The 23641-nt window shown below is 72.9% G+C and carries 21 protein-coding genes; 9 read left to right on the top strand and 12 right to left on the bottom strand.

Going from position 1 to position 23641, the window contains the following annotated elements; genetic code table 11:
* Window position 1 precedes the first annotated feature (1 nt).
* Both LMU33_RS07050 and LMU33_RS07045 read right to left on the bottom strand, forming a co-directional pair.
* Complete coding sequence (locus tag LMU33_RS07050) at window positions 2-1390, bottom strand: pyridoxal phosphate-dependent decarboxylase family protein (RefSeq protein ID WP_228618317.1); 1389 nt, start codon at window positions 1388-1390, stop codon at window positions 2-4.
* Window positions 1391-1564: 174 nt separating this feature from the next.
* Window positions 1565-2467 (bottom strand): LysR family transcriptional regulator, encoded by a 903-nt coding sequence (locus tag LMU33_RS07045; protein WP_228618316.1) that lies wholly within the window; start codon window positions 2465-2467, stop codon window positions 1565-1567.
* Window positions 2468-2538: 71 nt separating this feature from the next.
* On the opposite strand from LMU33_RS07045, the gene LMU33_RS07040 reads away from it, so the two are divergent.
* Together LMU33_RS07040 and LMU33_RS07035 are read left to right on the top strand one after the other, a co-directional pair.
* Window positions 2539-3189: a maleylpyruvate isomerase family mycothiol-dependent enzyme gene (locus LMU33_RS07040; RefSeq protein ID WP_228618314.1), complete on the top strand. Its 651-nt coding sequence runs from the start codon at window positions 2539-2541 to the stop codon at window positions 3187-3189.
* 114 nt (window positions 3190-3303) lie between these two features.
* On the top strand, window positions 3304-3999 hold the full coding sequence (locus LMU33_RS07035; protein WP_228618312.1) for a L,D-transpeptidase family protein: 696 nt from the start codon (window positions 3304-3306) through the stop codon (window positions 3997-3999).
* A gap of 40 nt (window positions 4000-4039) precedes the next feature.
* Here the strand turns inward: LMU33_RS07035 and LMU33_RS07030 are convergent, their stop codons facing one another.
* Window positions 4040-5242: a Gfo/Idh/MocA family protein gene (locus tag LMU33_RS07030; RefSeq protein WP_228618310.1), complete on the bottom strand. Its 1203-nt coding sequence runs from the start codon at window positions 5240-5242 to the stop codon at window positions 4040-4042.
* Window positions 5243-5369: 127 nt separating this feature from the next.
* Here LMU33_RS07030 and LMU33_RS07025 point away from each other — a divergent pair, with 127 nt between their 5' ends.
* Window positions 5370-6518 carry an ROK family transcriptional regulator gene (locus LMU33_RS07025; protein ID WP_228618308.1) on the top strand — a complete coding sequence of 383 codons (1149 nt, stop codon included), beginning with the start codon at window positions 5370-5372 and terminating at the stop codon, window positions 6516-6518.
* A 99-nt stretch (window positions 6519-6617) separates the two neighbouring features.
* The gene (locus LMU33_RS07020; RefSeq protein ID WP_228618307.1) at window positions 6618-6803 is read left to right on the top strand and encodes a hypothetical protein; all 186 of its coding nucleotides are present in this window, start codon (window positions 6618-6620) and stop codon (window positions 6801-6803) included.
* A 126-nt stretch (window positions 6804-6929) separates the two neighbouring features.
* On the opposite strand, the gene LMU33_RS07015 is transcribed toward LMU33_RS07020, so the two are convergent.
* A complete protein-coding gene (locus LMU33_RS07015) occupies window positions 6930-8324 on the bottom strand; it encodes a S1 family peptidase (protein WP_228618305.1) in 1395 nt (464 codons plus the stop codon).
* A 901-nt stretch (window positions 8325-9225) separates the two neighbouring features.
* On the bottom strand, window positions 9226-10056 hold the full coding sequence (locus LMU33_RS07010) for an SAM-dependent methyltransferase (RefSeq protein WP_228618382.1): 831 nt from the start codon (window positions 10054-10056) through the stop codon (window positions 9226-9228).
* A gap of 145 nt (window positions 10057-10201) precedes the next feature.
* Here LMU33_RS07010 and LMU33_RS07005 point away from each other — a divergent pair, with 145 nt between their 5' ends.
* Complete coding sequence (locus LMU33_RS07005) at window positions 10202-11380, top strand: MalY/PatB family protein (RefSeq protein ID WP_228618304.1); 1179 nt, start codon at window positions 10202-10204, stop codon at window positions 11378-11380.
* A gap of 43 nt (window positions 11381-11423) precedes the next feature.
* Window positions 11424-11810, top strand: a complete 387-nt coding sequence (locus tag LMU33_RS07000) for a PPOX class F420-dependent oxidoreductase (protein WP_228618302.1) — start codon at window positions 11424-11426, stop codon at window positions 11808-11810.
* A 59-nt stretch (window positions 11811-11869) separates the two neighbouring features.
* Here LMU33_RS07000 and LMU33_RS06995 read toward each other — a convergent pair whose 3' ends face one another.
* Together LMU33_RS06995 and LMU33_RS06990 are read right to left on the bottom strand one after the other, a co-directional pair.
* Window positions 11870-12292, bottom strand: coding sequence for a Zn-ribbon domain-containing OB-fold protein (locus LMU33_RS06995; protein ID WP_228618301.1), 423 nt, complete (start codon window positions 12290-12292; stop codon window positions 11870-11872).
* A 159-nt stretch (window positions 12293-12451) separates the two neighbouring features.
* A complete protein-coding gene (locus tag LMU33_RS06990) occupies window positions 12452-13198 on the bottom strand; it encodes a TetR family transcriptional regulator (RefSeq protein WP_228618299.1) in 747 nt (248 codons plus the stop codon).
* Window positions 13199-13454: 256 nt separating this feature from the next.
* Between LMU33_RS06990 and LMU33_RS06985 the strand changes: the two genes are divergently transcribed.
* On the top strand, window positions 13455-14297 hold the full coding sequence (locus LMU33_RS06985; protein ID WP_228618297.1) for an ATP-grasp domain-containing protein: 843 nt from the start codon (window positions 13455-13457) through the stop codon (window positions 14295-14297).
* Here LMU33_RS06985 and LMU33_RS06980 read toward each other — a convergent pair.
* Complete coding sequence (locus LMU33_RS06980) at window positions 14284-16701, bottom strand: polysaccharide lyase 8 family protein (RefSeq protein ID WP_228618295.1); 2418 nt, start codon at window positions 16699-16701, stop codon at window positions 14284-14286. The genes LMU33_RS06985 and LMU33_RS06980 overlap by 14 nt on opposite strands.
* Window positions 16702-16850: 149 nt before the next feature.
* Between LMU33_RS06980 and LMU33_RS06975 the strand changes: the two genes are divergently transcribed.
* Window positions 16851-17492 carry a peptidoglycan-binding domain-containing protein gene (locus tag LMU33_RS06975; protein WP_228618294.1) on the top strand — a complete coding sequence of 214 codons (642 nt, stop codon included), beginning with the start codon at window positions 16851-16853 and terminating at the stop codon, window positions 17490-17492.
* On the opposite strand, the gene LMU33_RS06970 is transcribed toward LMU33_RS06975, so the two are convergent.
* Window positions 17487-18419 (bottom strand): hypothetical protein, encoded by a 933-nt coding sequence (locus LMU33_RS06970; protein WP_228618292.1) that lies wholly within the window; start codon window positions 18417-18419, stop codon window positions 17487-17489. The genes LMU33_RS06975 and LMU33_RS06970 overlap by 6 nt on opposite strands.
* A gap of 6 nt (window positions 18420-18425) precedes the next feature.
* Between LMU33_RS06970 and LMU33_RS06965 the strand changes: the two genes are divergently transcribed.
* Complete coding sequence (locus LMU33_RS06965; RefSeq protein ID WP_228618380.1) at window positions 18426-18899, top strand: flavin reductase family protein; 474 nt, start codon at window positions 18426-18428, stop codon at window positions 18897-18899.
* Window positions 18900-19177: 278 nt separating this feature from the next.
* Here the strand turns inward: LMU33_RS06965 and LMU33_RS06960 are convergent, their stop codons facing one another.
* The 3 genes from LMU33_RS06960 to LMU33_RS06950 form a co-directional block, all read right to left on the bottom strand.
* Window positions 19178-21607 carry a SpoIIE family protein phosphatase gene (locus LMU33_RS06960; RefSeq protein WP_228618289.1) on the bottom strand — a complete coding sequence of 810 codons (2430 nt, stop codon included), beginning with the start codon at window positions 21605-21607 and terminating at the stop codon, window positions 19178-19180.
* A 232-nt stretch (window positions 21608-21839) separates the two neighbouring features.
* Window positions 21840-22220, bottom strand: coding sequence for a hypothetical protein (locus LMU33_RS06955; RefSeq protein ID WP_228618288.1), 381 nt, complete (start codon window positions 22218-22220; stop codon window positions 21840-21842).
* Between the two features lie 445 nt (window positions 22221-22665).
* Entirely contained in the window at window positions 22666-23583 is a 918-nt protein-coding gene (locus LMU33_RS06950; RefSeq protein WP_228618379.1) for a MurR/RpiR family transcriptional regulator, read from the bottom strand.
* Window positions 23584-23641: the final 58 nt, after the last annotated feature.

Raw genomic sequence — 23641 nt, 5'->3', positions numbered from 1 at the left:
GTCAGCCCGAGGCCGCAGCCAGCGCCTGAAGCACCCGCTCGGTGTCGGCCTCGGTGGTGCGCCAGTTGCTGAACGCGGCCCGCAGCCCGGGCACCCCGCCGTACACGGTCGGCGTCACATACGCCTCCCCGGACGCGGCGACCGCCCGGGCCAGTGCGTCCACCCGCTCCTGCGTGGGGTCCTCGGCGAGGGTGAAGCAGACGACGTTCAGCCGGACCGGTGCCAGCAGGCGCAGGCCCGGCAGCGCGTCGATGCCCGCGCCGAGCCGGCGCGCCAGGGCCACGTTCCGCTCGACGATCTCCCGGTGCCCGGCGCGTCCGTAGGCCACCAGCGAGAACCACGCGGGCAGCGCGCGCAGCCGCCGGGAGTTCTCCGGGGTCAGATGCACGAAGTCGGGCTCGCCGACGGGCTGACCCAGGTAGGGGGAGGCGTTGTGGAACACCCTCACCTGAAGGTCACGCCGGCGGGTGAACTGTACGGCCGCGTCGTAGGGGACGTTGAGCCACTTGTGCAGGTCCACACAGACCGAGTCGGCCGCGTCGAGACCGTCGACCAGTGCGGCGTACTCGGGGGAGAGCGCCGCGAAAGCGCCGAACGCGGCGTCGACGTGCAGCCAGAAGTCGTAACCCTCCTTCAGCGCGGCGATCGCCCGCAGATCGTCGAAGTCGACGGTGTTCACGGTGCCCGCGTTCGCCACGACGATCGCCGGCCGGCCCTCCAGCCGGGCCAGCTCCGCCTCCAGCGCTGCCACGTCCACCGCCTCCCGGTTGCCGGGCAGCAACGGCACCCGGCGCAGCCGGTCCCGGCCGAGCCCCAGCACCGACATCGCCTTGGCCACGCTGGAGTGCGGGCTGCCGGAGAGCACCTCGACCGGGCCGAGCGCCGCCGCACCCTCCCGCGAGACGTCCACGCCGAGCCGCTCGCCGAGCCACTCCCGGCCGATCGCCAGCCCGACCGTGTTGGACGCGGTCGCCCCCGTCACGAACGCGCCACTGTGCGCCTCGCCCAGCCCGAACAACCCGCGCAGCCAGGCCAGGGTCTCCCGCTCCAGCTCCTGGGCCCACGAACCGCCCGCCCCGGACAGGTTCTGGTCGAACGCGGACGTCAGCCAGTCCCCGGCGACCGACGCCGGGGTCGCACCACCGGTGACGAAGCCCAGGTAGCGGGGACCGGCGGAGCCGGAGAAGCCGGGCGCCCACCGCTCGGCGAACTGCGCCAGAGCCGCTTCTGCGCCCGCGCCCTCCTCCGGAAGCGTTGTACGCGTGGGGGCCTTGCCAGGAGCGGCAACCGGTCGCTCGGTGACTCCCACCGCCTCATGGGCGGCGAAGTCACGGGCGGCCTGGAGCAGTTCGGGGAGCCGGGAGAGGTCGTCGGCGAGGGTGGGGTGCATGTGCCGCAGCGTAGAGGGGCGGGCAAGCCGTCGGCCCGGTCCAATTCCGGGGAACTGGACCGGACGGTGGTGGCGATGAGCGCCCCGAAGGGGCGCGGGGAACTGCGCGACCGGTCACGACGCACCCGCACACGACGCACCCGCACACGACAACGGCCGCACCTGCTGCGGCGCTCACCCGCCCCCGCCCATCCCCTCCCGCAGTCGCCCCAGGAGCACTCGCGCCGCCGGCAGCATCGGTCCCTCCGCCCGCCAGGCCAGGGCCACCCTGCCGCGTGCCCGCGGGTCTTGCAGAGGCAGGACGGTGAGGCCCGGCCGGGGGCCGAGACCGGGCAGGACGGCGACCCCGAGCCCGCGAGCCGCCAGCCGGCCCAACGCGTCCGGCGTCGCCGCCTCGAACGCGATCAGCGGCCGGAAACCCGCCTCGGCGCACAGCCGTTCCACCACACCGCGCATCCCGGTTCCGCGCGGCAGGCCGATCAGCCGGTGCCCGCGCAGCGCCGCCGGTGGAACGGCAGCGCAGCCGTCGTACTCGGCGAAAAGGGGGTGCCCGGGCACCGCCGCCACGACCAGCGGCTCGTCGATCACCACATGGTGGGCGATGCCCGGCGGCGGTGCCTCCTCCGCGACCCCGGCCACCGCGAGGTCCAGCTCGCCCCGGCGCAGCGCGGTCAGCATCCGCTCCGAGGTGTCCTCGGTGAGCGTGACCTCCACCTGCGGATGTGCCGCGTGGAAGTCCGCCAGCTGCCCGGCCATGTCGAAGGGGTGCGCGAGGGTGCCGGGGACCAGACCGACGGCGACTCGCCCGCGCAGCAGTCCGGTGTACTCCTCCACCGTCTGCCGCACCCCCTCGACGGCCGCAAGCGCGGCCCGCGCATACGGCAGTACGGCCTCACCCACCTCCGTCGGCCGCACCGAGCGGCCCGAGCGGTCCAGCAGCGGCTGCCCCAACTCCCGCTCCAACTGCCGCACTTGCGCGCTCAGCCCGGGCTGGGCCAGATGCAGCCGTTCGGCGGCCCGGGTGAATCCGGCCTCCTCCACCACCGTCACGAAGTACCGCAGCTGCCTCAACTCCATAACGGATCATGCTAGATGCCAGACGGATCATGTCTTGGACTTCCGGCAACGACGTCGACAACCCTGGAGGCATGGGGAAAACAGCACACACCGCAGCAGACAGGGCCGCCACGGCCGCCGCCATCGCCGCCGAACGTCGAGAACTGGCCGATCTCTTCGAGGCGTTGACACCCGAGCAGTGGAGCGCGCCCAGCCTGTGCGCGGGGTGGCGGGTACGGGAGGTCGTGGCACACATGTCGATGGGGTTCCGCCACCCGACCGCGCAGGTGCTGGCGGAACTTGTCAAGGCGCGCGGCAGCCTGCACCGCATGACCGACCGGCTCGCCCGCCGCGACGCGGCCGCCCACCCGGACGCCGTACTCGCCGGTTTCCTGCGCACCCATGCCCACCACCCCTGGAAGCCGCCCGTCGGCGGGCTCGCCGCGGCCCTCGGTCACGACGTCGTGCACGGTCTGGACGTCACCGTCGCCCTCGGACTGGACCGGAAGGTGCCCGAGGACCGGGTGCGGATCCTGCTGGACGCCGTCGACCCGCGCGCCTTCCGGCTCTTCGGCACCGACCTGACCGGTGTGCGGCTGTGCGCGGACGACCTCGACTGGTCCTTCGGCTCCGGCGCCGCCCTGTACGGCCGCGGCCAGGACCTCCTGCTGGTCGCGTACGGCCGCAGGGTTCCCGCCGGCCGGCTGCGCGGCGAGGAGGTTCACCGTTTCGTCACAGCCTGACCGGAACCACAACCCTTTGACCCCCGCACAGGTCTAGCAGTCCGAGATCGCGGGAATCGCGCAGGGGAGAACCCGGGGCAGACCCCGGGTGAACAGGGGAGAAGAGGGCTGCACATGGGGGACACACGCAGACGGGGCATCGTCGCGCTGGGCGTCACGGGACTCGTGGCGCCGCTCACGCTCGCCTTCACCGCGGCACCGGCCCAGGCCGCGAGCTGCACCACGCAGACCGGGCCGTACCAGAAGCAGGTCGAGAAGTTCCTCGGCCGGCCGGTCGACGGCAGGCAGTCCGCCGCCGACTGCAGCGCCATCCAGGCCTTCCAGAACAAGCACGGCATCACGCCCGCCATCGGCTACGCCGGACCCGTCACCTGGGGCGTGATGGACCTGATGAACAAGCAGAGGGCCGTCGGGAACAACCCGAACAAGGACGGCGCGTGCCCGGTGAACAGGGGCCGGATCGCCTGTGTGAACCTCACACTCCAGCTGAGCTGGATCCAGGACGGCAGGAAGCTCGTCCACGGACCGGTCCCCGTGCGCACCGGGCGCAGGGGCTACGCCACCCGCACCGGCCTGAAGAGGATCTACTGGCGGGACCTCCACCACGTCTCGACCGTCTACAACGTGCCGATGCCCTACAGCCAGTTCTTCGACGGCGGCCAGGCCTTCCACTCGGTCAACCTGAGCATGTGGAACCCGCCGGGCTCGCACGGCTGCGTCAACATGACGACCAAGGACGCCAAGGCGTACTGGTCGCTGCTGAAGACGGGCGACGACGTCTTCGTCTACGGCCGCAAGCCGGGCACCTGACCGGTACGTGACCGGCACCTGAGCCGTCGCCGCCGTACCGTCACACCTCCGGCGCGTCCCCGAAGTCGGGGATGGCCAGCCGGACGCCGCCCTGCCGCGCGGACTCGTGCGCGATGATGCCCGGCAGGGTGTAGCGGGCGGCCACCCACGCGTTCACCGTGGGCAGCGAACGGGTGTTGACCGCGGTGACGAAGTCGTCCACGAGGAAGTGGTGGCTGCCCTCGTGGCCGTTGTGGAGCTCGTCGAACTCCCGCGGCAGCCTGGACCGGTCGTGCACCGGCGCCGATCCCGAGGTGAAGGCGGCCCGCAGCTCCGGCGCGATGTGCGCCAGGGACGGATCGTCGGGGGCCAGGGTCGGCTTGGGCTCCAGCAGCTCGCTGATGTCCTTCACCCCGTTCTTGTCCTGCCACAGCGCCACTGTCGCCAGCTGCTCCATGCTGGCCTCCGTACCGAAGAACCGGAACCGCGACTCGCGGATGTGCGAGGGGTAGCCGACCCGCCGGAACTCGTTCGTACGGAACGATCCGCCGCCCGCCACCTCGAACAACGCGGTCGCGTTGGACACGTCGTTGTCGAACTGGCTGACCGAACGCTCGAAAACGCCGTCGCCGCGATCGTCCCGCACCCCGATCGCCGACACGCTCACCGCATGCGTCTGCCAGGCCCCGAGCACCCCGCCCACCGAGTGGGTCGGGTACAGCAGCGGCGGATAGCTGGCCGTCGCCTTCCAGTCCTCGCCGCCGCTGTACTGGTAGGCCTCGTAGAAGCCGAGGTCCATGTCGTGGACGTAGTCGCCCTCGGCGTAGAACAGCCGGCCGAAGGCGCCCTGGGCGATCTGGTTGCGGGCGTGCACGGTCGCCGGGTTGTACTGGCTGGTCTCACCCATCATGTACGTCAGCCCGGTCGCCCGTACCGCGTCGATGATCGCGGATATCTCGTCCGTGGTGACCGCCATGGGGACCGCGGAGTAGACGTGCTTGCCCGCGCCGAGGCCCTCCAGGACCAGCGGGCCGTGCGTCCAGCGCTGGGTGAAGATCGCGACCGCGTCGACCTCCCGCGACTCCAGCATGGCCGCGTACGAAGGGAAGGTGCCGACGAGACCCTGGGCGGCCACGAGCCGCTCCGCCCGGTCGGGCAGCAGGTCGGTGACGTAGACGTCACGGACGCCCGGGTGGGCCTGGAACAGGGTGGCGAACTGACCGGAGAACTGTCCTGCGCCGACGATACCGAGGGAGAAAGTCATGCCGATTACTTTTGACGCGGAAGAATGTGACCGTCAAGGGGTGGTCTGAAGCTTCTCCCGGTGCTATTCGCCCAGTATGGTGAGCCTGCTTGCTTCTGTGCCGGAAGAAAAGGAAGGGTCGGGCCCCATGACCGGCTGGCTGCCGCTGAGCCCCGCGGAGCGCTCCGTGGCGATCGAGGTGCTCGTGCACGGGCCGCTGTCCCGCACCGAGCTGGCCCGGCGCCTAGGCCTCTCCCAGGGCAGTCTCACCCGGCTGACCAAGCCGCTGCTGGAGTCCGGGCTGCTGACCGAGGCCCCCGAGGCGGCCGGCCCGGCCCAGGCGCGTCAGGGCCGTCCGTCACAGCCGCTCGACGTCGTGGCCGACGCCCGCTCCTTCCTCGGCTTCAAGATCACCGGAGACATGGTCTACGGCGTCGTCACCACCCTGCGCAGTGAGGTGACCGCAAGACTCGACCGGCCGCTCACCACGCACGACCCCGAAGCCGTCGCCGCACTGGTCTCGGAGATGGCAACCGCCCTGGCCGAGGGCAGTCCCGCCCCCGCGGGCATCGGCATCGGCGCGGGCGGCCTGGTGCGCGAGCGCGCGGTGGTCGCCGAGTCGCCGTTCCTCGGCTGGCGGGACGTGCCGCTCGCCGCGCTGGTCCGGGAGCGCACCGGGCTGCCGGTGGTCGTGGAGAACGACGTGGCCGCCCTGGTCGAGGCCGAGACCTGGTTCGGTGCGGGCCGCGGACTCGACCGCTTCGCCGTCCTCACCATCGGCGCCGGCATCGGCTACGGGCTGGTGCTCGGCGGCAGGCGCGTGCCGTTCGCGGAGGACGGCCGCGGCTTCGGGCGCCACTGGATCATCGACCCGAACGGCCCGCTCACCCCGGACGGCGCACGCGGCAGCGCCGTATCGCTGCTCACCATCCCCAGCATCGAGTACCAGATCCGCGCCGCCACGGGCCGTGACACCACCTACGAGGAGATCCTCGCCGGCGCCGCAGCGGGCGAGCCCATGGCCTCCCGGGTGATCGACGAGGCCGCCCGGGCCCTCGGCACCCTGCTCGCACAGATCTCCAACTTCGCGATGCCGCAGAAGATCCTGCTCGCCGGAGAGGGCGTCGGCCTGATGGATGTGGCCGGGAACACGGTCCGCGAGACGATCGAGACCCACCGGCATCCGCTGGCCGACCCGGTCGGTGTGGAGACGAAGGTGTCCGACTTCCACGACTGGGCGCGAGGTGCTGCGGTACTGGCGATCCAGGTGCTGGTACTGGGTGAGGGCCCGGTGTGAACTCCCGCCCCACGCTTGACACATCGACGTGATGAGTACCACGTCCATAATGTCCGTATCGAGTGTACTTACTCACAGCGCCTTCACTTCGATCGGCATATGCTTCACAGCATGTCCACCACTGTTGAAGCCGCCCCCGAGCGCTCGGCCGCGGAGGTCAACGAGGAGATCAGGGCCCTGTGGCGCCGGTCGGGCGGGACACTGACCACCGAGCAGCGCGCGGAGTACCAGCGCCTCGTGATGGAGTGGGCCGCCGTGACCCCGCGCTCGCGGCGAGCGGCCTGACCCACCTCGCGCGGACCGCGCCGAACCTCCAGGGCACCCGTGAGCGCACGGGTGCCCTTCGCATGTCGCCGGCGCCGGCTCGTCGCCCGCGCCGGCTCGTCGACCACCGTCAGCCGGTCGACCGCCTCAGCCCCAGGTCGCCGAGTAGTGCCGCTGATAGGCCTTGCGGTCCTGTTCGGCCCGGATGTAGCGGGTCGCGACCAGCGCGATCAGGCTGCCCGCGATGACCAGCAGCCCGGGACCGATGTTCCGGGTGTCCGTCAGCCGTGCCAGCAGCGTCTGGCCCTGCGTACCTGTGACCGGCGCCGCGGAACCCGGCGAGGCCGCGCTCGGCGCCACCGCGCCCTGCGCCGCCGAGGCGGACGGCGCGGGGGAGGGGGCCGCGCTCCGGGCCGTGCCACCGGCGTTCTGCGCCGACACGATCAGCTTCACGTTCAGCGCCGAAAGCGCACGCGTCAACGGCTGGAAGAACGTCGTCCCGCCCGTCGTGCAGTCACCGCTGCCGCCCGAGGTCACCCCGAGCGCGATCCCGTCGGAGAACAGCGGCCCGCCACTGTCCCCCGGTTCGGCACACACATTGGTCTGAATCAGCCCGGTGACCGTCCCCTCGGGGTAGTTGACGGTCGCGTCGAGCGCGGTGACGGTCCCGTCGTGCAGTCCGCTGGTGCTGCCGCTGCGGAACACCCGCTGACCCACCGCCGCATCCGCGAGCCCCGTGATCCGCACCCCGTTGCCACCGCCGATCGCGACGACGTCGGCGCCGTCACCGGCCCTGCCGGAGGCGTACTGCACGAGCGAGAAGTCGTTGCCGGGGAAGGTGCTGGCCACCGTCCGGCCGAGCTGCTGATTCCCCTGGTTGTCGGCGAACCAGGTGGATCCCGCAGGACCGCAGTGACCGGCGGTGAGAATGAAGTCGCTCTGCCCGTTGGTCACGTTGAACCCGGCCGAGCAGCGGCCACCGGTCGACAGGATCGGCTGGGCGCCGTTCAGCCGCGTGGTGAACGTGCCCTTCGCGCGCTCCATCCGCACGAAGCTCCCCGCCTTCGCGGCCACTTGGCTCATCCTGGACCAGTCGCCCGCGGACACCGTGCTGTCCGCGCTGACCACGACCCGGTTGGTCCGGTAGTCCACCGCCCACGCGGTGCCCGCCACACGCGGTGCCGAACGCAGCGTGGCCGTGGCCGACTTGAGCTCGTTCATGCTGTGCGACACGACCTTCGCCTCGGCGCCCGCGCGCTGCACCTCCTGCGCCGCCGCCTCGTCGGTCACCGCCACGACGGGCCGCCCGTCGGCGCCGATCCACTCGCCCGCCGTCCGTGCCGTGCCGAGCCGCGCCACCAGTGCCGCCCCGGCGTCCCCGGCGCCGGCCGCGCCGGATGGGGAGGCGAGCGGTCTGGCGGCGGCGGGGGGTGTCTCGCTCGCCATGGCCGCCTGGGCGACCATCGCGCCGCCCAGGAGGAGTCCGCCGACCGCCGCCAGGCGCGTCACCCGCCTGACGATCCGTCGTCGTGCGTGCCGCATGCAGGGCTCCCGAAACCGAACCGGACACGCGCCGCCGTGCCGGCGGCGCGGAGCCCTCGGGTCGTCGAGGGCCCGCACCTCCATACGCGGCCCACGGCCCCGGCGTTCAGCGGCGACGGGATCCCCGCCACCGGCCCCGCGAAAGCCGAGCGGGGTGGGAGGGCCCGGCGAGGGTGGAGTGTGGCGGAGGGGCCCGGCGAGGGCGGAGTGTGGTGGGTGGGGTCCTGCGGGAGCGGAGCGTGGTGGTGGGGTCCCGCGAGGGCCGAGTGTGGCGGAAGGCCCCGGCGAGGGTGGAGCGTGGTGGGAGGGACCCGGCGGGAGCGGAGCGCGGTGGGAGGGGGTCCGCGAGAGCCGAGCGTGGCGAAAGGTCCCGGCGAGAGCCGAGCGTGGTGGGAGGGGTCCCGCGAGGGCCGAGCGTGGTGGGAGGGGCCCGGCGAGGGCGGAGTGTGGTGGGTGGGGTCCTGCGGGAGCGGAGCGTGGTGGTGGGGGCCCGGCGAGGGCGGAGTGTGGTGGGTGGGGTCCTGCGGGAGCGGAGCGTGGTGGTGGGGTCCCGCGAGGGCGGAGTGTGGCGGAAGGTCCCGGCGAGGGTGGAGCGTGGTGGGAGGGACCCGGCGGGAGCGGAGCGCGGTGGGAGGGGGTCCGCGAGAGCCGAGCGTGGCGAAAGGTCCCGGCGAGAGCCGAGCGTCGCGGCAGGGGTCCCGCGAGGGCCGAGCGTGGTGGGAGGGGCCCGGCGAGGGCGGAGTGTGGTGGGTGGGGTCCTGCGAGAGCCGAGCGCCGTGGGAGGGGGCCCGCGAGAGCCGAGCAAGGGCAGGAACGACCCCCGAAAGCCCCACACCGGTCAGAGCGATCCCACCGAAGCCACGCACAGGCCGCAGGGATCCTGCAGAGCCCCCACCCGGGCTCAGCCCTTGCGGGCCACCCCGCCGAACATCGCGACCTCCTCCGGCTCGCCGCCGTGATCGTCCTCCGGGCGCCAGCGCGAGCAGGACACCACCCCGGGCTCCAGCAGCTCCAGGCCGTCGAAGAACCGGGTCACGTCCTCGGGAGTGCGCTGGGTCAGCTTCGGGGTGCCGTGTTCGTTCCAGAACTTCACCGCCTCGTCCACGTCCGGCATCGCCGGGTGGGTGACGGTGTGCGAGAGCACCAGGTGGCTGCCGGCCGGCAACCGGTCCGTCAACCGCCGCACCAGGCCGTACGGGTCCTCGTCCTCGCCGATGAAGATGACCACGCCGAGCAGCATCAGTGCCACCGGCTCGCTGAAGTCCAGTGTCTTGGCCGCGTGTTCGAGGATCGCGTCGACATTGCGCAGGTCCTCGTCCAGATAGTCGGTACGACCCTCGGGGGTGCTCGTGAGCAGGGCACGCGCGTGCGCGAGGACCAGCGGGTCGTTGTCGACGTACACGATCCGCGCCTCAGGCGCGATCCGCTGGGCGACCTCGTGCGTGTTGTCCGCGGTGGGCAGCCCGGTGCCGATGTCCAGGAACTGCCGGATGCCCACCTCGCCGACCAGGTGCCGCACCGCACGGCCGAGGAACAGCCGGTCGGCGCGCGCGTACTCCCCGATGCCGGGATGCAGCTGGCGTATCTGGTCGCCGGCCGCGCGGTCGACCTCGTAGTTGTCCTTGCCGCCGAGCCAGTAGTTCCAGATCCGGGCGGTGTGCGGCTGGCTGGTGTTGATGCGGGCACGCAGCGACACGGCCACGTCGTCGGTGGCTGCCGGGTTGTCGGTCACGTGGGTCAGCTCCTGGGTACGGATGAGTTGCCGGACGAGGGGTACACCGTTCAAGACGCAATCTAGACGCACGAGTTGATCTCCGCTCGCGTCCCGGGTGTTCCGGTCGTTCCCGCGCCCCGCACGGGCTCCTATCGTGAGCGCCATGACGAGCATCCCGCACGCCACTCCGGGCGAACCCGACCCGCTGCAAGCCCTCGGCCTGGAGCAGCTGCGCCGCCGTACGAGCATGAAGTGGCGTACCTACCCCGAGGACGTGCTGCCGCTGTGGGTGGCCGAGATGGACGTACCCCTCGCCGGACCCGTCGTCCGCGCCGTGACCGACGCGCTCGCCCTCGGCGACACCGGCTACCCCGCCGGCACCGCCTACGCCGAGGCGCTGGCCGCGTTCGCCGCCGAACGCTGGAACTGGGACGGGATCGCCGTCGAGCGCACCGCGATCGTTCCGGACGTGATGCTCGGCGTGGTCGAGATGATCAAACTGGTCACCGGGCCGGGCGACCCGGTGATCGTCAACCCGCCGGTGTATCCGCCGTTCTTCCAGTTCGTCACGCACATGGACCGCCGGGTGGTCGAGGCCCCGCTCGGCGCCGACCTGCGCATCGACCCGGCCGGCCTGGAGGAGGCGTTCCGGGCGGCGACCGCCGGGACCGGCCGCGCCGCCTTCCTGCTGTGCAGCCCGCACAACCCCACCGGCACCGTGCACACCGCCGGCGAACTGGCCACCGTCGCCGCCCTCGCCGAGCGGTACGGCGTCCGGGTCGTCGCGGACGAGATCCACGCCCCGCTCGTCGCCCCCGGCGCCACCTTCGTGCCGTACCTGAGCGTGCCCGGCGCCGAACGCGGCCTGTCGCTGATGTCGGCCTCCAAGGGCTGGAACCTGGCCGGCCTCAAAGCCGCCCTCGCCCTCGCCGGACCCAAGGCCGGCACCGACCTCGACCGGCTGCCCGAGGAGGTCAGCCACGGCCCGAGCCACCTCGGCGTCATCGCCCACACGGCCGCCCTGCGCGAGGCCACCGGCTGGCTGGACGCCCTGCTGGCCGGGCTGGAGGCCAACCGGAGCCTGCTCGCCGGCCTGCTCGCCGAGCACCTGCCCGCGATCCGCCTGCACCCCGCCGAGGCCACCTATCTCGCCTGGCTCGACTGCCGCGCCCTCGGCCTCGGCGACGACCCCGCCCAGGTCTTCCTCGACCGCGGCCGGGTCGCCCTCAGCTCGGGTCTGCCCTTCGGCACCGGCGGCGCGGGACACGTACGGCTGAACCTGGCGACCTCGCCCGGCATCCTCATCGAGGGGGTACGGCGCATGGCCGCCGCCCTGGCATGACCGCGCGGGTCGCGGGAACCGGCGGCCTCCTACACTGCCCTGCATGGACGAAACGCGGCTGGACCGGCTCGGCTCCGGCAAGTACCTGCTGGTGACCAGCCATCGCAGGAACGGAACGCCGGTCGCCACGCCGGTGTGGGTGGTACGGGACGGCGACGCCCTCGGTGTCTGGACGGCCGCCGACAGCTTCAAGGTCAAGCGGATCCGCCGTCGCGCCGATGTCCTCGTCGGCCCCTGTGACCTGCGCGGCAACCCCACCGGCGACCAGTTGCCGGCCACCGCGGAGATCACCGACGCGGCCACCACCGCCCGCTACCGCGACCTCATCGCCCGCAAGTACGGCATCGTCGGCCGCCTCACCCTGCTGGGCAGCCGGCTGCGGCGCGGGCTGGACGGAACCGTCGGCATCCGGGTGACCCTCACGGAGTGAGGGCCGGCCGGAACGAGCCCTGTCCCGGCGCGCCGGCGGCGTACGGGTCTGCGGTGCCGTCAGGTCCAGGCGCCCCGGTACGGCTCGTCCAGCAGCTGGAAGACCGGCTCGCCCCGCACCGGGTCCTTGGCGGTGGACAGCCGGACCCGGTCGCCGCTGTGAATGCCGACCGGCGGGCCCATGACCCGGCCCCGCACGACGAACCCCTCAGCCATCTCGATCAGCGAGACATTGCGCGCGGCCGGCGTGTTGCGGTGCACGACGGTGGAGTGCCGGACCGTCCCGACACCCTCGCTGCGCTCGGTGCGCAGCTCGCTGCCCTGGCACACCGGACACAGCAGCCGGTGGTACATCGCGGTGCCGCACCAGGTGCAGCGCTGGAAGAGGATGGCGTCCCTGGAGTCCGCGGAGACGGGGTCGAGAACACCCGCCGCGGAACCGGCCGCCGGATGCGAGGCGTTTGCTGAGTGGTGGTGGTACACGCTGGTCAACTCCCTGCGCTCGGCCGGAATCCCGCGTGTCCGGCGCGCACCGGGCACACGCGTGCGCGGCGGCCGTGCCACCGTGCACGCCGACAGAGTATGGCACTCAGTGTCACCCGTAAAGGCACTGCGTACCCCCAATTGGCGGAGGGTGGTCTGTCAGGCGCGTCCGAGCGCGGCCTCCAGCTCCTGCACCACCCGCCACATCGGGGCGTCCCTACGGGAGACCAGCACCACCACGTCGTCGGAACGGCCCGCCGCCTCGCCGGCCGGCAGCGGACCGATCGGAGCCGGTGCCGCGGCGCGCTCGGTCGCGTGCCCGAACGCCCGCTGTACGTACCCCAGCGCATGGTCCACGGCCGCTCCCGCGTCGCCGAGGCCGTCCGAACGCAGCCAGGAGCGCAGGGCGTTGTTGTGCGCGGCGACCACCGCGGCCGCGATGACATCCGCCTGCAGCGTCCCGTCGGGCCGGCCCGCGAACCGCCCGCGCAGGTACTCGGCGAGCGCACGCTCGTAGCGCCACACCACCGACAGCTCGTACGCCCGAAGGCCCGGCACCTGCTTCGTGAGGCGGTAGCGCTGCACGGAGAACGTCGGGTTCTCCGCGTACATCCCCAGCACCAGCCGGGCCGCGTCGCACACCCTGCGCACCGGATCGTGTTCCGCGTCGCTCGCGGCGAGGAAGGCTGTCATGTCGGCCAGGCAGCGCTCGTGGTCGGGGAAGACCACGTCCTCCTTGGAGGGGAAGTAGCGGAAGAACGAACGCCGGCCGACCCCGGCCAGGGCCACGATGTCGTCCACCGTGGTCTGCTCGTACCCGCGTTCCAGGAAGAGCTGGAAGGCCGCCGCGACCAGGGCGTCGCGCATCGGCGGCTTCGCGGCCGGCGCCGCGCTGCTGGAGCTCATGGAGGGGAACGTAGCACCCGGACGAGTCTCGTGACACTCAGTGCAGGGCGAGTGGTCGAGTGGGGGAACTGAGTGCTGTGAGAACACGAGGTGGACGACGCCGCCTCCCCTGTCCGGACCTGCCCGGCGAGCGTCGTCACCGGGCCGGGGGACGGCAGCGGCCGCACCCCGACGTAACCTTTCTGCATCCACTGTCGACACGGCACGTTTCCGCGCCCGCAGTCGGCACGGCCGGACCCGCCCGAGGAGACCCCGTATGCCCGCCGCCCGCCCCCGCCTGCTCTACGTCACCGACCTGGCGTACGAGGCCCGCGGGCGACGCTACTGCGACGAGGACGTCTTCCTCACCTCCCGGCTGCGCGCCCGCTTCGACCTCGCCCTGTGCCATCCGCTGGACGCCGCCGCACTGATGGACGGCTTCGACGCCGTGGTCGTCCGCAACAGCGGGCCCGTCCTCGGCTACCAGCGCGCGTACGAGGCCTTCCGCGCACATGCCCTCGCCACCGGCGCTCGCGTGTACAACCCGCTCACCGGCAAGGCGGACATGGCCGGCAAGCAGTACCTGCTCGATCTGAGCGCCGCGGGTTTCCCCGTCATACCGACGGTCGGCCGTGCCGAGGAACTGCACCTGTTGCCGGCCGCCGAGCGGTACGTCGTCAAACCCGTGCTCGGCGCCGACTCCCTCGGCCTCAGGATCGTGCCCGCAGGGCAGGTCGCCGCGCTCGCCACCGGCCAGGTCCTGATACAGCCCTGTGTCGACTTCGTCCACGAGGTGTCCTTCTACTTCGTCGACGACGACTTCCAGTACGCCCTCCACGCCCCCGACCCGGAGCGCCGCTGGGAGTTGAAGCCCTATGCGGCCACCGCCGCCGACCTCGAGTTCGCCCGGCGTTTCATCGACTGGAACGACCTCGGCCACGGCATCCAGCGCGTGGATGCCTGCCGCACCCGCGACGGCGGCCTGCTGCTGGTCGAACTGGAGGACCTGAACCCCTACCTCTCCCTCCACGCCCTGCCGGAGGAGGCCAGGGACGCCTTCGTCACCGCGTTCACGGCGTCCCTGGGCCGGTACGTGCAGGGGGCGCTCAGCCCAGCCTGACGGTGACCCGCTGACTGGCCCCGGCCGTGCCCGTGAGGTCGCCGAAGGTCAGCTTCAGCGCGGAGCCGGTGGCCGCCGAGGCGAGCGTGCCCGGCGCGGACGTCACCGCGGCGACCGCCCGCCGCCAGGTCAGGGTGAGGCTCGTGCGCACGAGCATCGGATCGCTCACCGCGATCACGGCGGTGCCGTCGTCGTTCTCGCTGATCATCACGGAGCACGGATCGCTCGCGGTGAGCGGTCCGACCGTTCCGCCGAACCAGAAGTTCACCCCGGTGAAGCCGAGCGAGCGCACCGAAACGCCCTGCCGGCTGTCGGTGTTGGCGAGCACGGTCAGCCAGCCCGCGTCCGCGGCCCGCGCCTGCGTGCGGGCGGCGGTGGCGCCCGGCAGCAGGAGGTAGGCGTACTGCGCGTTCGCCGGGTCGGTGCCGTGGTCGACGTACATCGTCAGGTACTTGCGGTTCAGGACCGTGGTCGAGCCGCCCTTGTTGATCGCGCTCCAGGTGCCGTCGCGGGCGTCGCGCAGGGCCCGCACGGTCGCCCCGGCGGGGAACACATAGCCGCCGTGCCCGCCGATGTGCGCCCACTTCGCCCCGGTGAGCGTCGCCGACCAGGGGTAGGAGGCGGGCCGGACCGTGCCGTCGACGGTGAGGGGGGCGCCGCCGGTGGGGCCCAGGTTGCGGTTCTCCACCGTGGTCTCCACGGCCGTGCCGTCGGTGCAGGTGATGCCCGCGCCGAGACAGACGACCGTGTCGTCCAGGAAGAACCACGACTTCTTCGCCACGAGCGTCGACTGCAGCCCCTTGAGGTACTGTCCGACGGCCGCCCGCCGTCCGTCGGTCGCGCCGCCCACCCAGTTCACGTCCGGCATCGAGGCGCCCCAGTCCCCGCCGGCCCCGTCCGCCAGGGCCTTGCGCGAGACGGTCGTACCGGGCAGCCGGTAGGGGTCGACGGTGGGCCAGAAGGCGTCGCTGTACTGGCCGCCTGCGAAGGTGTCGCCCCACCAGTAGAGCATCCCGGACCCGGTGTGCCAGCCGCGCAGGTTCTCGCCGTTGCCGGTCTCGTAGTACGTGATCCTCTTGTTCGCCATGCTCAGCGAGGCCGCCCAGCCGGCGCTGCGGTGTGTGGCCCGCGCCATGGACGGGAACAGCCGGTGCCCGGCCGGCTCGGCGGCCGCCGTCACCGAGCCGTCGTCCTGGACCCCCTTGAGCCGGGCCAGATGCGGCAGGCTCAGCACCGGGTCGGCGAGCGGCGGGCTGTAGTAGTCGCGCTGCATCCAGCCCTTCACCAGAGCACGCCAGCGGGCGTTCTCCGCCGCGCTCGCACCCTGACCGAGCAGCACGATCGACGCCAGGACCGGATGGCCGCGCAGATGGTCGTCCTGCTGGATCCGCTTGGGGTCCGCCGCCGAGAGCCCCCGGCTGATCGCCCGGCCCGCGACGCCGTCCATCACCAGGCCGTTGTGGAGGAACGGCGCCCAGGCGTGCTCCACGGCGTCGAACACGATCTGCCGGTTCGGATCCGTCACCTCCCAGCTGGAGCCCGCCAGCAGTGCGAACAGCAGCCCGAGACCGCCGAGCAGGACCGAGCCGTACGAGCCGGTGTACGGCACGGTGGTGTGCTGGACGAACGAGCCGTCGGCGTACAGGCCGTCGCCGGAGGTGACGTACGGGAACACGGGGGAGAGGGCGTCGCGGGCCAGCGCCACCTTGGCCGCGCTCGCCCCGGCGATGCCGCGCAGCGCCAGCACCCGGCACAGGTCGACCCGGTTGGCGCCCGTGCTCGTCCCGCTGTAGGTCGCCACCGCCGAGTCGGGCACGAAGTGGTCGACGGCGGCGAGGTAGCCGGACAACTGGTCGGCCGACAGGGCGCCGTACATCAGCACGCACACGTCCAACAGCGCCTGCGGAGCGCCGATCTGCCAGCTGTACCAGTTGCCGTAGCGGGTCTGATTCGCGTTGTAGACGTCGTCGTGGAGGTGGTCCAGGCCCGTGATGACCGCGTCCCGCAGGTCCGCGTCGCCGGTCAGGCCGGTGCCGGGCTGGCAGTAGGCCTGCGCGAGCGTGCTCAGCCGGGTGTAGCTGGTGTTCATGTTGCCCGAGTAGCCGTACGACTCCTGGTCGGTGTCCGGATCCGGGTCGGCGTAGACCAGGTCGGGCCACAGGGAGCCGGCGGTGGGGGCCATCGTCGCCCGGTACTGGCCCGCCGTCGTGCCGAGATCGGCGAGCCGGCTCTTGAACGGTTCGGCGGTGGGGTCGAACCCCTCGCCGAGGATCAGGGTGCGCCACCTCGCCCGGAGCGTCGCGAACTCGTCCGACGCCGCGAACGCCCGGGGCCCGAGACCCAGGGTGGCAGCGGTTCCCGAACAGACGGCCAGAAAACCACGGCGTGACCAAGGAGTCGTCATGACGGCGCTTTCTAGCATGCGCTTTCTGAATCGCTCAACACTTCTTGCCGAGTTGAGTGTCTCGAGCGTTTGAGGGGAGGCCGGGCACGGCTGAACGGCGGCACGCCCGTCGCCGTATCTCAGCACGGGGACGACGGAAGGAGAGCCAGGTGCCGACACCGCCCGATTCCGAACGGCCGCAACCCCGACCGGTCCTGGAACCCGTCCGGGTCCTGCGGCCCCGCCGTCTCGACGGCCTCGCGGAGCTGATGCGCGAGATGGACGGCGCGGCGGCGCAGGCAGCGGAGACCGACGAGGCGGAGACACAGGAACTGCCGCGCGTACCAGTTCCGCCCCGCACCACTCAGGTGCTGCGCCGGGCCGCCGTCGCCGGGGCCGTGGCCGCCGCCGCGCTCCTCGGTTTCGGCTGTGCCCTGCTCCTCACCGGCCGCCAGCAGGCCGCGGCGACCCCGCCCACCCACCGGCCGGCGACGACCGCACCGCCCGCCGCCGCACCCCCGCCGGCCCCCACCGCATCCGCCGCGCCCACCGCCGCCACCGACCCCGACGGCCCCGGCACCCTCCGTCAGGGCGACTCCGGCCCCGAGGTCACCGACCTGCAGAAACGGCTGCTGCGCATCCCGGACGTCTACCGCGACGGCTCCACCAGCGGCACCTACGACTCCGTCCTCACCGCGGCCGTGGCCCGGTTCCAGCTGTGGTACGGCATCAGCGGCGACGAGACGGGTGTCTACGGCGACGACACGCGGCGCGCGCTGGAGTCGCGGACCAGCCTGGGCGACGATTCATGAGAGGCCCGCGGGGAACCCCGGGAGAGCGGCGCGGGCCGCGCCCGGACCTCCTGCACGCCGAGGCCGGGCCGTAGCGGCGGACGGGAGCGCGGTGCCATGACGGACGCGGAAGGGACGCACAGCACGACGGACACGGGCGCTGCCGCGGGCGTGGGTGACGCGGCCGGGACGGCGGGCGTGGGGGGTACGGCTGGCGCCGGTGGCGTGGCTGGGATGGCGGGCGTGGGGGGCGTGGCCAGCGCGGGTGGCAGTGGTGGTGCGGTGGGCACGGCGGGCGTGGGTAGCGCGGCCGGGACGGCGGGCGTGCACGGTGCGGCGGGCGTAGGCGGTGCTGCGGGCGTGGGTGGCGTGGCCGGGATGGCGGGCGTGCGGGGTGCGGTCGGCGCGGGTGGCACGGCGGGCACGCTCGGTGCCGTGGGCGCGGCGGATGTGGGTGGCGTGGCCGGGTCGGCGGGCGTGGGTGGCGCGGTCGGGACGGCGGGCGTGGGGGGTGTGGCTGGCGCCGGTGGCGTGGCCGGGATGGCGGGCACGGGTGGTGCGGCCGGGACGGGGGGCACGGCAGGCGCGAGTGGCGCGGCGGGCACGCTCGGTGCCGTGGGCACGGCGGACGTGGGTGATGCGGCCGGGACGGCGAGCGCGGGCGGTGCAGCCGACGCGGCGGACGTGGGCGGTCCGGCGGGCACGGCGGATGTGGGCGGTCCGGCGGGCACGGCGGATGTGGGCGGTCCGGCGGGCACGGCGGATGTGGGTGGCGCGGCCGGGACGGCGGACGCTGACGGTGCGGCAGGCACGGGTGGCGTGGCCGGGTCGGCGGGCGTGGATGGCGTGGCCGGGACGGCGGACGCTTACGGTGCGGCGGGCGCGGGTGGTGCGGCTCGCGTGGGGGATGCGGGTGGTGTGGGCGGGGCCGTGGACGGGCTTGCGCATGGTTTCATGGGCGGCTTCTTCGGCCGGCTGGACCCCGACATGTGCGTCGTCACGGCCGCGGCCGACGGTGAGCGGTCCGGGTGCCTGGTCGGCTTCGCCTCGCAGTGCTCCATCCGGCCGCCCCGGTTCACCGTCTGGCTGTCCAAGGCCAACCACACCTACCGCGTCGCCCGGGCCGCACAGCACCTCGCCGTGCACCTGCTCACCCGCGACCAACGGGACCTCGCGGAACTGCTCGGCGGCGAGACCGGCGACAAGGTCGACAAGTTCGCGCGCCTGGAGTGGACGGAGGCGTACGGCGGCGCGGTGGTGCTGCGGAACACGGCGGCCTGGTTCGTCGGCACCATCGTCCACCGCACCGACGGCGGCGACCACGTCGGTTTCGTCCTGGACCCGGTGCAGTGGGGCGAGGGGCGCGCCGGGCCGCTGCTGCGCCTGTCCCACGCGGCCGGCATCGAGGCGGGTCACCCGGTGGAATGAGCGGATTTCGAACACCGGGCGACACCCCGGCGAGGGCATTGCCACAGCGGTGGCCCGGCCTCATCATGGGCAGCCCGCGGCCGACGGCCGCGCGTCCCACCGCACCACGACCGAAGGCCAGCCCGATGACCGGCTCCCGCATCCCGGGCCTGCTTGTGCCCGCCGTCTTCCTGCTGGCCCTGATCGTCGGGGTGTTCTGGTACTGGCGGCACCGGGACGACGACTGACCCCGGAGGCGCCCCCGGCGGACCGTCACCGGGCCCCGGCGCCCCCGGACCCTAGTCCTCCGCGCCCGGCACGTCCTCCCCGTTCGTCACGTCCTCCAGCGGCAGCCTGATGTCCAGCACGCACACATCGTCCCGCCCCTCGTCCGCGAGCATCGTGGCGAGCAACGCCTCCAGGGAGCCGGACGCGCCGCAGTCATGGGCGCGCACCGCGTCGGCCAGCCGGCCCAGGCCCGCGTCGAGGCTCTCGCCCGGGCGTTCGACCAGGCCGTCGGTGTACAGCAGCAGCCGGTCCCCGGGCTCCAGACGGAGTTCCGCCGCCTCGAAGACGGGGGCCAGGCTCGCGCCGAGCAGCATGCCGCCGGGCCGGTCGAGACAGCGCACCTCGCCGTTGCGCACGAGCAGCGGCGGCAGATGCCCGGCCTGCGCCCAGGACAGGACGCGCCGGCGGGGGTCGTAGCGGGCGATCACCATGGTGGCGGTGGTCTGGGTGTCGCGGGAGTGCAGCAGCAGGTAGTTGAGCCGCGCCAGCGCCCCGGTCAGCGAGGAGCCGGTGGTGACCATGCCCTTGGCGGTGAACCTGAGCTGGGCCATCGTGGCCACGGCGTCGATGCCGTGGCCCCCCACGTCACCGACCACGAACAGCGCGTCCTCGTCGGGCAGTTCGATGGCGCTGAACCAGTCGCCGCCCACATGGATGCCGGACTGGGCGGGCAGATACGCGACCTCGACGCGCAGCCCGGCCAGCCGGACCGGCTTGCTCGGCAGCGGCAGCAGGGCCTGCTGCAGCCGGGCGGCCAGGGCCCGTTCGGCCTGCAGGATCCCGCGCTGGAGCAGTATCGCCCGCTCGCTCTCCACCAGCGCCAGTTCCGCGCTCCGCTGCCGGGTGAGGTCCTGGACGAAGCCGTGCACCTCCACGGTGGTGCCGTCCGGCGCCGTGACGGCCTCCGCGACCAGCCGCAGATGCCGGACTCCCTCGGTCGTGTCGATGCGGAACGGCACGTCGAACGGCCGGGCGCGGCGGACCAGTTCGGCGATCGCGTGGGTCAGCGGGCCCGCGTCCTCCGGCAGGGCGAGGTCCGGGAGCCGTTCGAGGGCGAGCGGCGGCTGCGCGGGGGCCCGGCCGAGCACGGCGTACGTCTGCTCGGACCAGGCGGCCTCCCGGGTGACCAGGTTCCAGTTGGCCCAGCCGAGGTTGCCGAGCCGCTGCACATCGGCCAGGCGCTGCTCCTGCAGCTCCGCGGCGTCGTGCCGCAGCCAGGTGACCAGCAGGCCCGCGCCCAGTGGGGCGGCCCGCACCGAGTAGGTGGCGGTCACGTGCACCTCGCCGACCACGTCCGGGTAGACGAACGGCTCGCTCTCGAACGGCACCCCCGTCTCCAGGGCTTCCAGATAGCCGTGCCACAGCGGCTCGCCCGCGACGGACGGATAGCTCTCCAGGACCTGCCTGCCCACCATCTCCCGGCCGGTCCGGCCGAAGATGTCGACCGCTTGCGAGGTGGCGGCCTCGATGCGGTAGTCCTCCACCGCGCCGGAGGCCGAGCGCAGCGGAGTCAGCAGGATCGCCGCGCCCGGCAGGGCGTCGAACACCGCCTGTACCGCCCGGGCGACGCCGTCGCCGGTGCGTTCCTGGGTGGAGTCGAAGGCGCGCAGCCGGCCCGCGCACAGCCGGGCCACGGCCCGCAGCAGCTCCCGCTCGCGCGGCCGGAACGTCCCGCCCCGCCGGCGCAGCACGCCGAGGGTGACATATGCGGTGTCCCCGGCCGGCATGGGCAGCCAGGCCCGGGTGGGCCAGCGTTCGTTCGAATCCCCGATCAGCAGATACCGGTCGCGGTCCCCGACGGGGTCCTCCAGCCACCGCGGTTCGCCGGACCGCAGGGCCTCGAGCGCGCCCACGCCGGTCATCGGTGGCACATACCGCCACTGTGCGGCAAGGGTCGCCTCCACTCCGGCGTGCCCGATCAGCTCGAGCCCGCCCTCGGGCAGCCGCTCGTACAGCATCACGGCGTCGGCGTCCGTCTCGGGCGCGAGGTGGTTCAGCAGGCAGTGGGCCAGCTCGTGCGGGGTGCCGACCCGGACCAGGTCCCGGCCGATGTGCCCGAGTATCTTCGCGAGGTCCACCGTGCCGGTGGGGGCGACCTGCCAGGAGCCGGCCGGGCGTACCGCGGGGGACGACTGGGTGCCGGTGGGCTGCTCCCGGGGCGGCAGGGCGCCCAGGGTCAGCCAGCACTGTTCGAGGAGAGTGCGGTTGCCGTCCGCGGCGCGCTGCACCAACTGCTCGTGCGCGGCTTCCGGGGCGCATCCGGTGACGGCCATGAGCACGCCCTTGGCCCGCTCCACAACTGCCGAGGAGGCGGCCAGGTCCCGAAGCCGTTCCATCTCCGCGCGCTGACGGGCCACGACCTTGGCCAGCGCCGCCAGATCGGTGCCGGTGGGATCCACCGGGTGCACGGGCTCGCTCGTCACGGGACGAGCATGGCACATCCGGGCCCGTTCGATCACTACTGCGCCGGATCCGGTTTCATAGGAGCTTCACACGGGCTTCGTACGATCGCCCGGAGGCGGGCGCGTGTCGTCCGCACGAGCCCCGCGTGGCAGGGGTGAACGGCGGGCGCACCCGACCGGCGGGGCCGGTGCCGGTCGGTGGTGCCGGTCGCTGCAAGTTGGCTGGTGGCGGCCGGTGTGCCGGTGGCGGCCGGGGCTGGAGGCCGGTGGATCAGCGGCCCGTGCCGCGTCCGGCCAGGGCCTCGCTGACCGCGCGGACGCTGCGGGCGATGTGCTGCAGTTGCAGAACCTCGGCGGCGTACAGCTTGATCGTGTGTTCGATGACCGACTCGGGCAGGCCGAGCATCGGCAGCTCGGCCCGTGCGGTCTGCAGCGCCGTCCGGGCCACCCGTATCTCCTGCTGGACCTGCAGCTGGGCGTGCCGGGCGAGCAGGACGGGATGGCGGATCAGGGCCGGATAGCTGGCGTAGCGCGCGGGGATCAGCTCACGCAGCCACTTGGCCGCCGAGCGCTCCCAGTCGTACGAGCCCGGCGTCTTGACCTGGCAGGGCCAGTCGGGGCTGATACGGGTGCTGGTCAGGGGCATGGTCATCGCTTCCGGTGTACGGCGTCGTGAGGGTGGTCCGACGGGTGCGGGGCGGCCCCGGCCTAGGGGATGGCCGGGGCCGCCACGGGCGCGTCGCGCAGACGGCGCGCCCCGGTACACCCCGGGCGCCGACGTGGGTAGGGGACGGCGGCTTGGGGTGTCCGTGCGGGGGCCCCGGGCGTCGGGAACCGGCGCTGCGCGGTGACTTGCATACGCATGGGCGGTCCGTCGGCTTTCTCGGGGCGGGGTGCGAGCGGTGAGTCCGCAGGTGCGGAACGTGCCCGGAGTGGGCCGGGCGCGATCCGTGAGCAGTATTTATATATGCCGTCCGGTTTGCAAGACGTATGAAAACATTCATGCGTGATTTGTCGTGGATGATCCCCGTCCAGGGCATGGAAGACCGCAAGATCTTCACCGCAACCGGCGCCACGGGCGCAGGAACGTGCGGGATTCAGTCCTTCATGAAGAACTGGTGCTGGTCGGAGAGCTGTTCGTACTTCTCCAGGCGGGCCTGGGTGCGCTCCGGATCGGCGTCGGTCATGGCCTGCAGCAGCGCGGCGGCCATCACGCCCGGCGCTGCGTAGGAGTCGAACACCAGCCGTGAGCCGGTGCCGGTGGCGAAGGTGACGTCGGCCTCGTCGGCCACCGGGCCGAGCGCCAGGTCGGTCACCAGGGCGACCTTCAGACCCGCGCCGCGGGCCACCCGGACGGCCTGCAGCGTCTCCTGGGAGTGCCTGGGCATGGCGAAGGCCAGCACCCAGGTGCCACCGGCCTCACGGCACTGCAGCAGCGCGTCGTAGGCCACGCTGCCGCCCCGGGTGACCAGCCGCACGTCGGGGTGGATGCGGCGGGCGGCGTAGCCGAAGTACTCGGCGAGCGACTCCGAGATGCGCAGGCCCAGCACCGTCAGCGGGGTGGAGCGGGACAGCTCGCGGCCGACGCGGATGATCTGGTCCGGGTCGGCGAAGTCGCGCCGCAGGTTCTCCAGGTTCTCGATCTCGGCGTCGACGGCCGCCTGCAGCTCGTTGGCCCGGTTCTCCTCGGCCGGTCCGCCGGCCAGGGTGCTCAGCGCGATCGACTGCAGCCTCTCGCGCAGCGCGGGGTAGCCGCTGAAGCCGACGGCGGCGGCGAAACGGGTGACCGAGGGCTGGCTGACCCCGACCCGGTCGGCCAGCTCGGTGATGGACAGGAACGCGGCCTCGGTGATGTGCTCGATCAGGTACTGGGCGATGCGCCGCTGCCCCGGCGACAGACGGGGGCCGTCGAAGAGTTCCCTGAGCCGGGAGGTCGGGGCGGCCTCGGCCGCGGGCACGGTCTTGCCGGACGTGATCGCTGATGCCTGTGCGCGTGCCTGCTGCGGCGAGGGCACCGGTCCGCCTCCATTGTCTGCCACAAGCACTCAACATAGCTCACCCACCGTCAGGAAC

It is taken from the genome of Streptomyces barringtoniae, from assembly GCF_020819595.1.
In the GTDB taxonomy this organism is placed as follows: Bacteria; Actinomycetota; Actinomycetes; order Streptomycetales; family Streptomycetaceae; genus Streptomyces; species Streptomyces barringtoniae.
The sequence above is the reverse complement of the archived record's forward strand: the minus strand, read 5'-3'. Positions and strand labels throughout refer to the sequence as shown.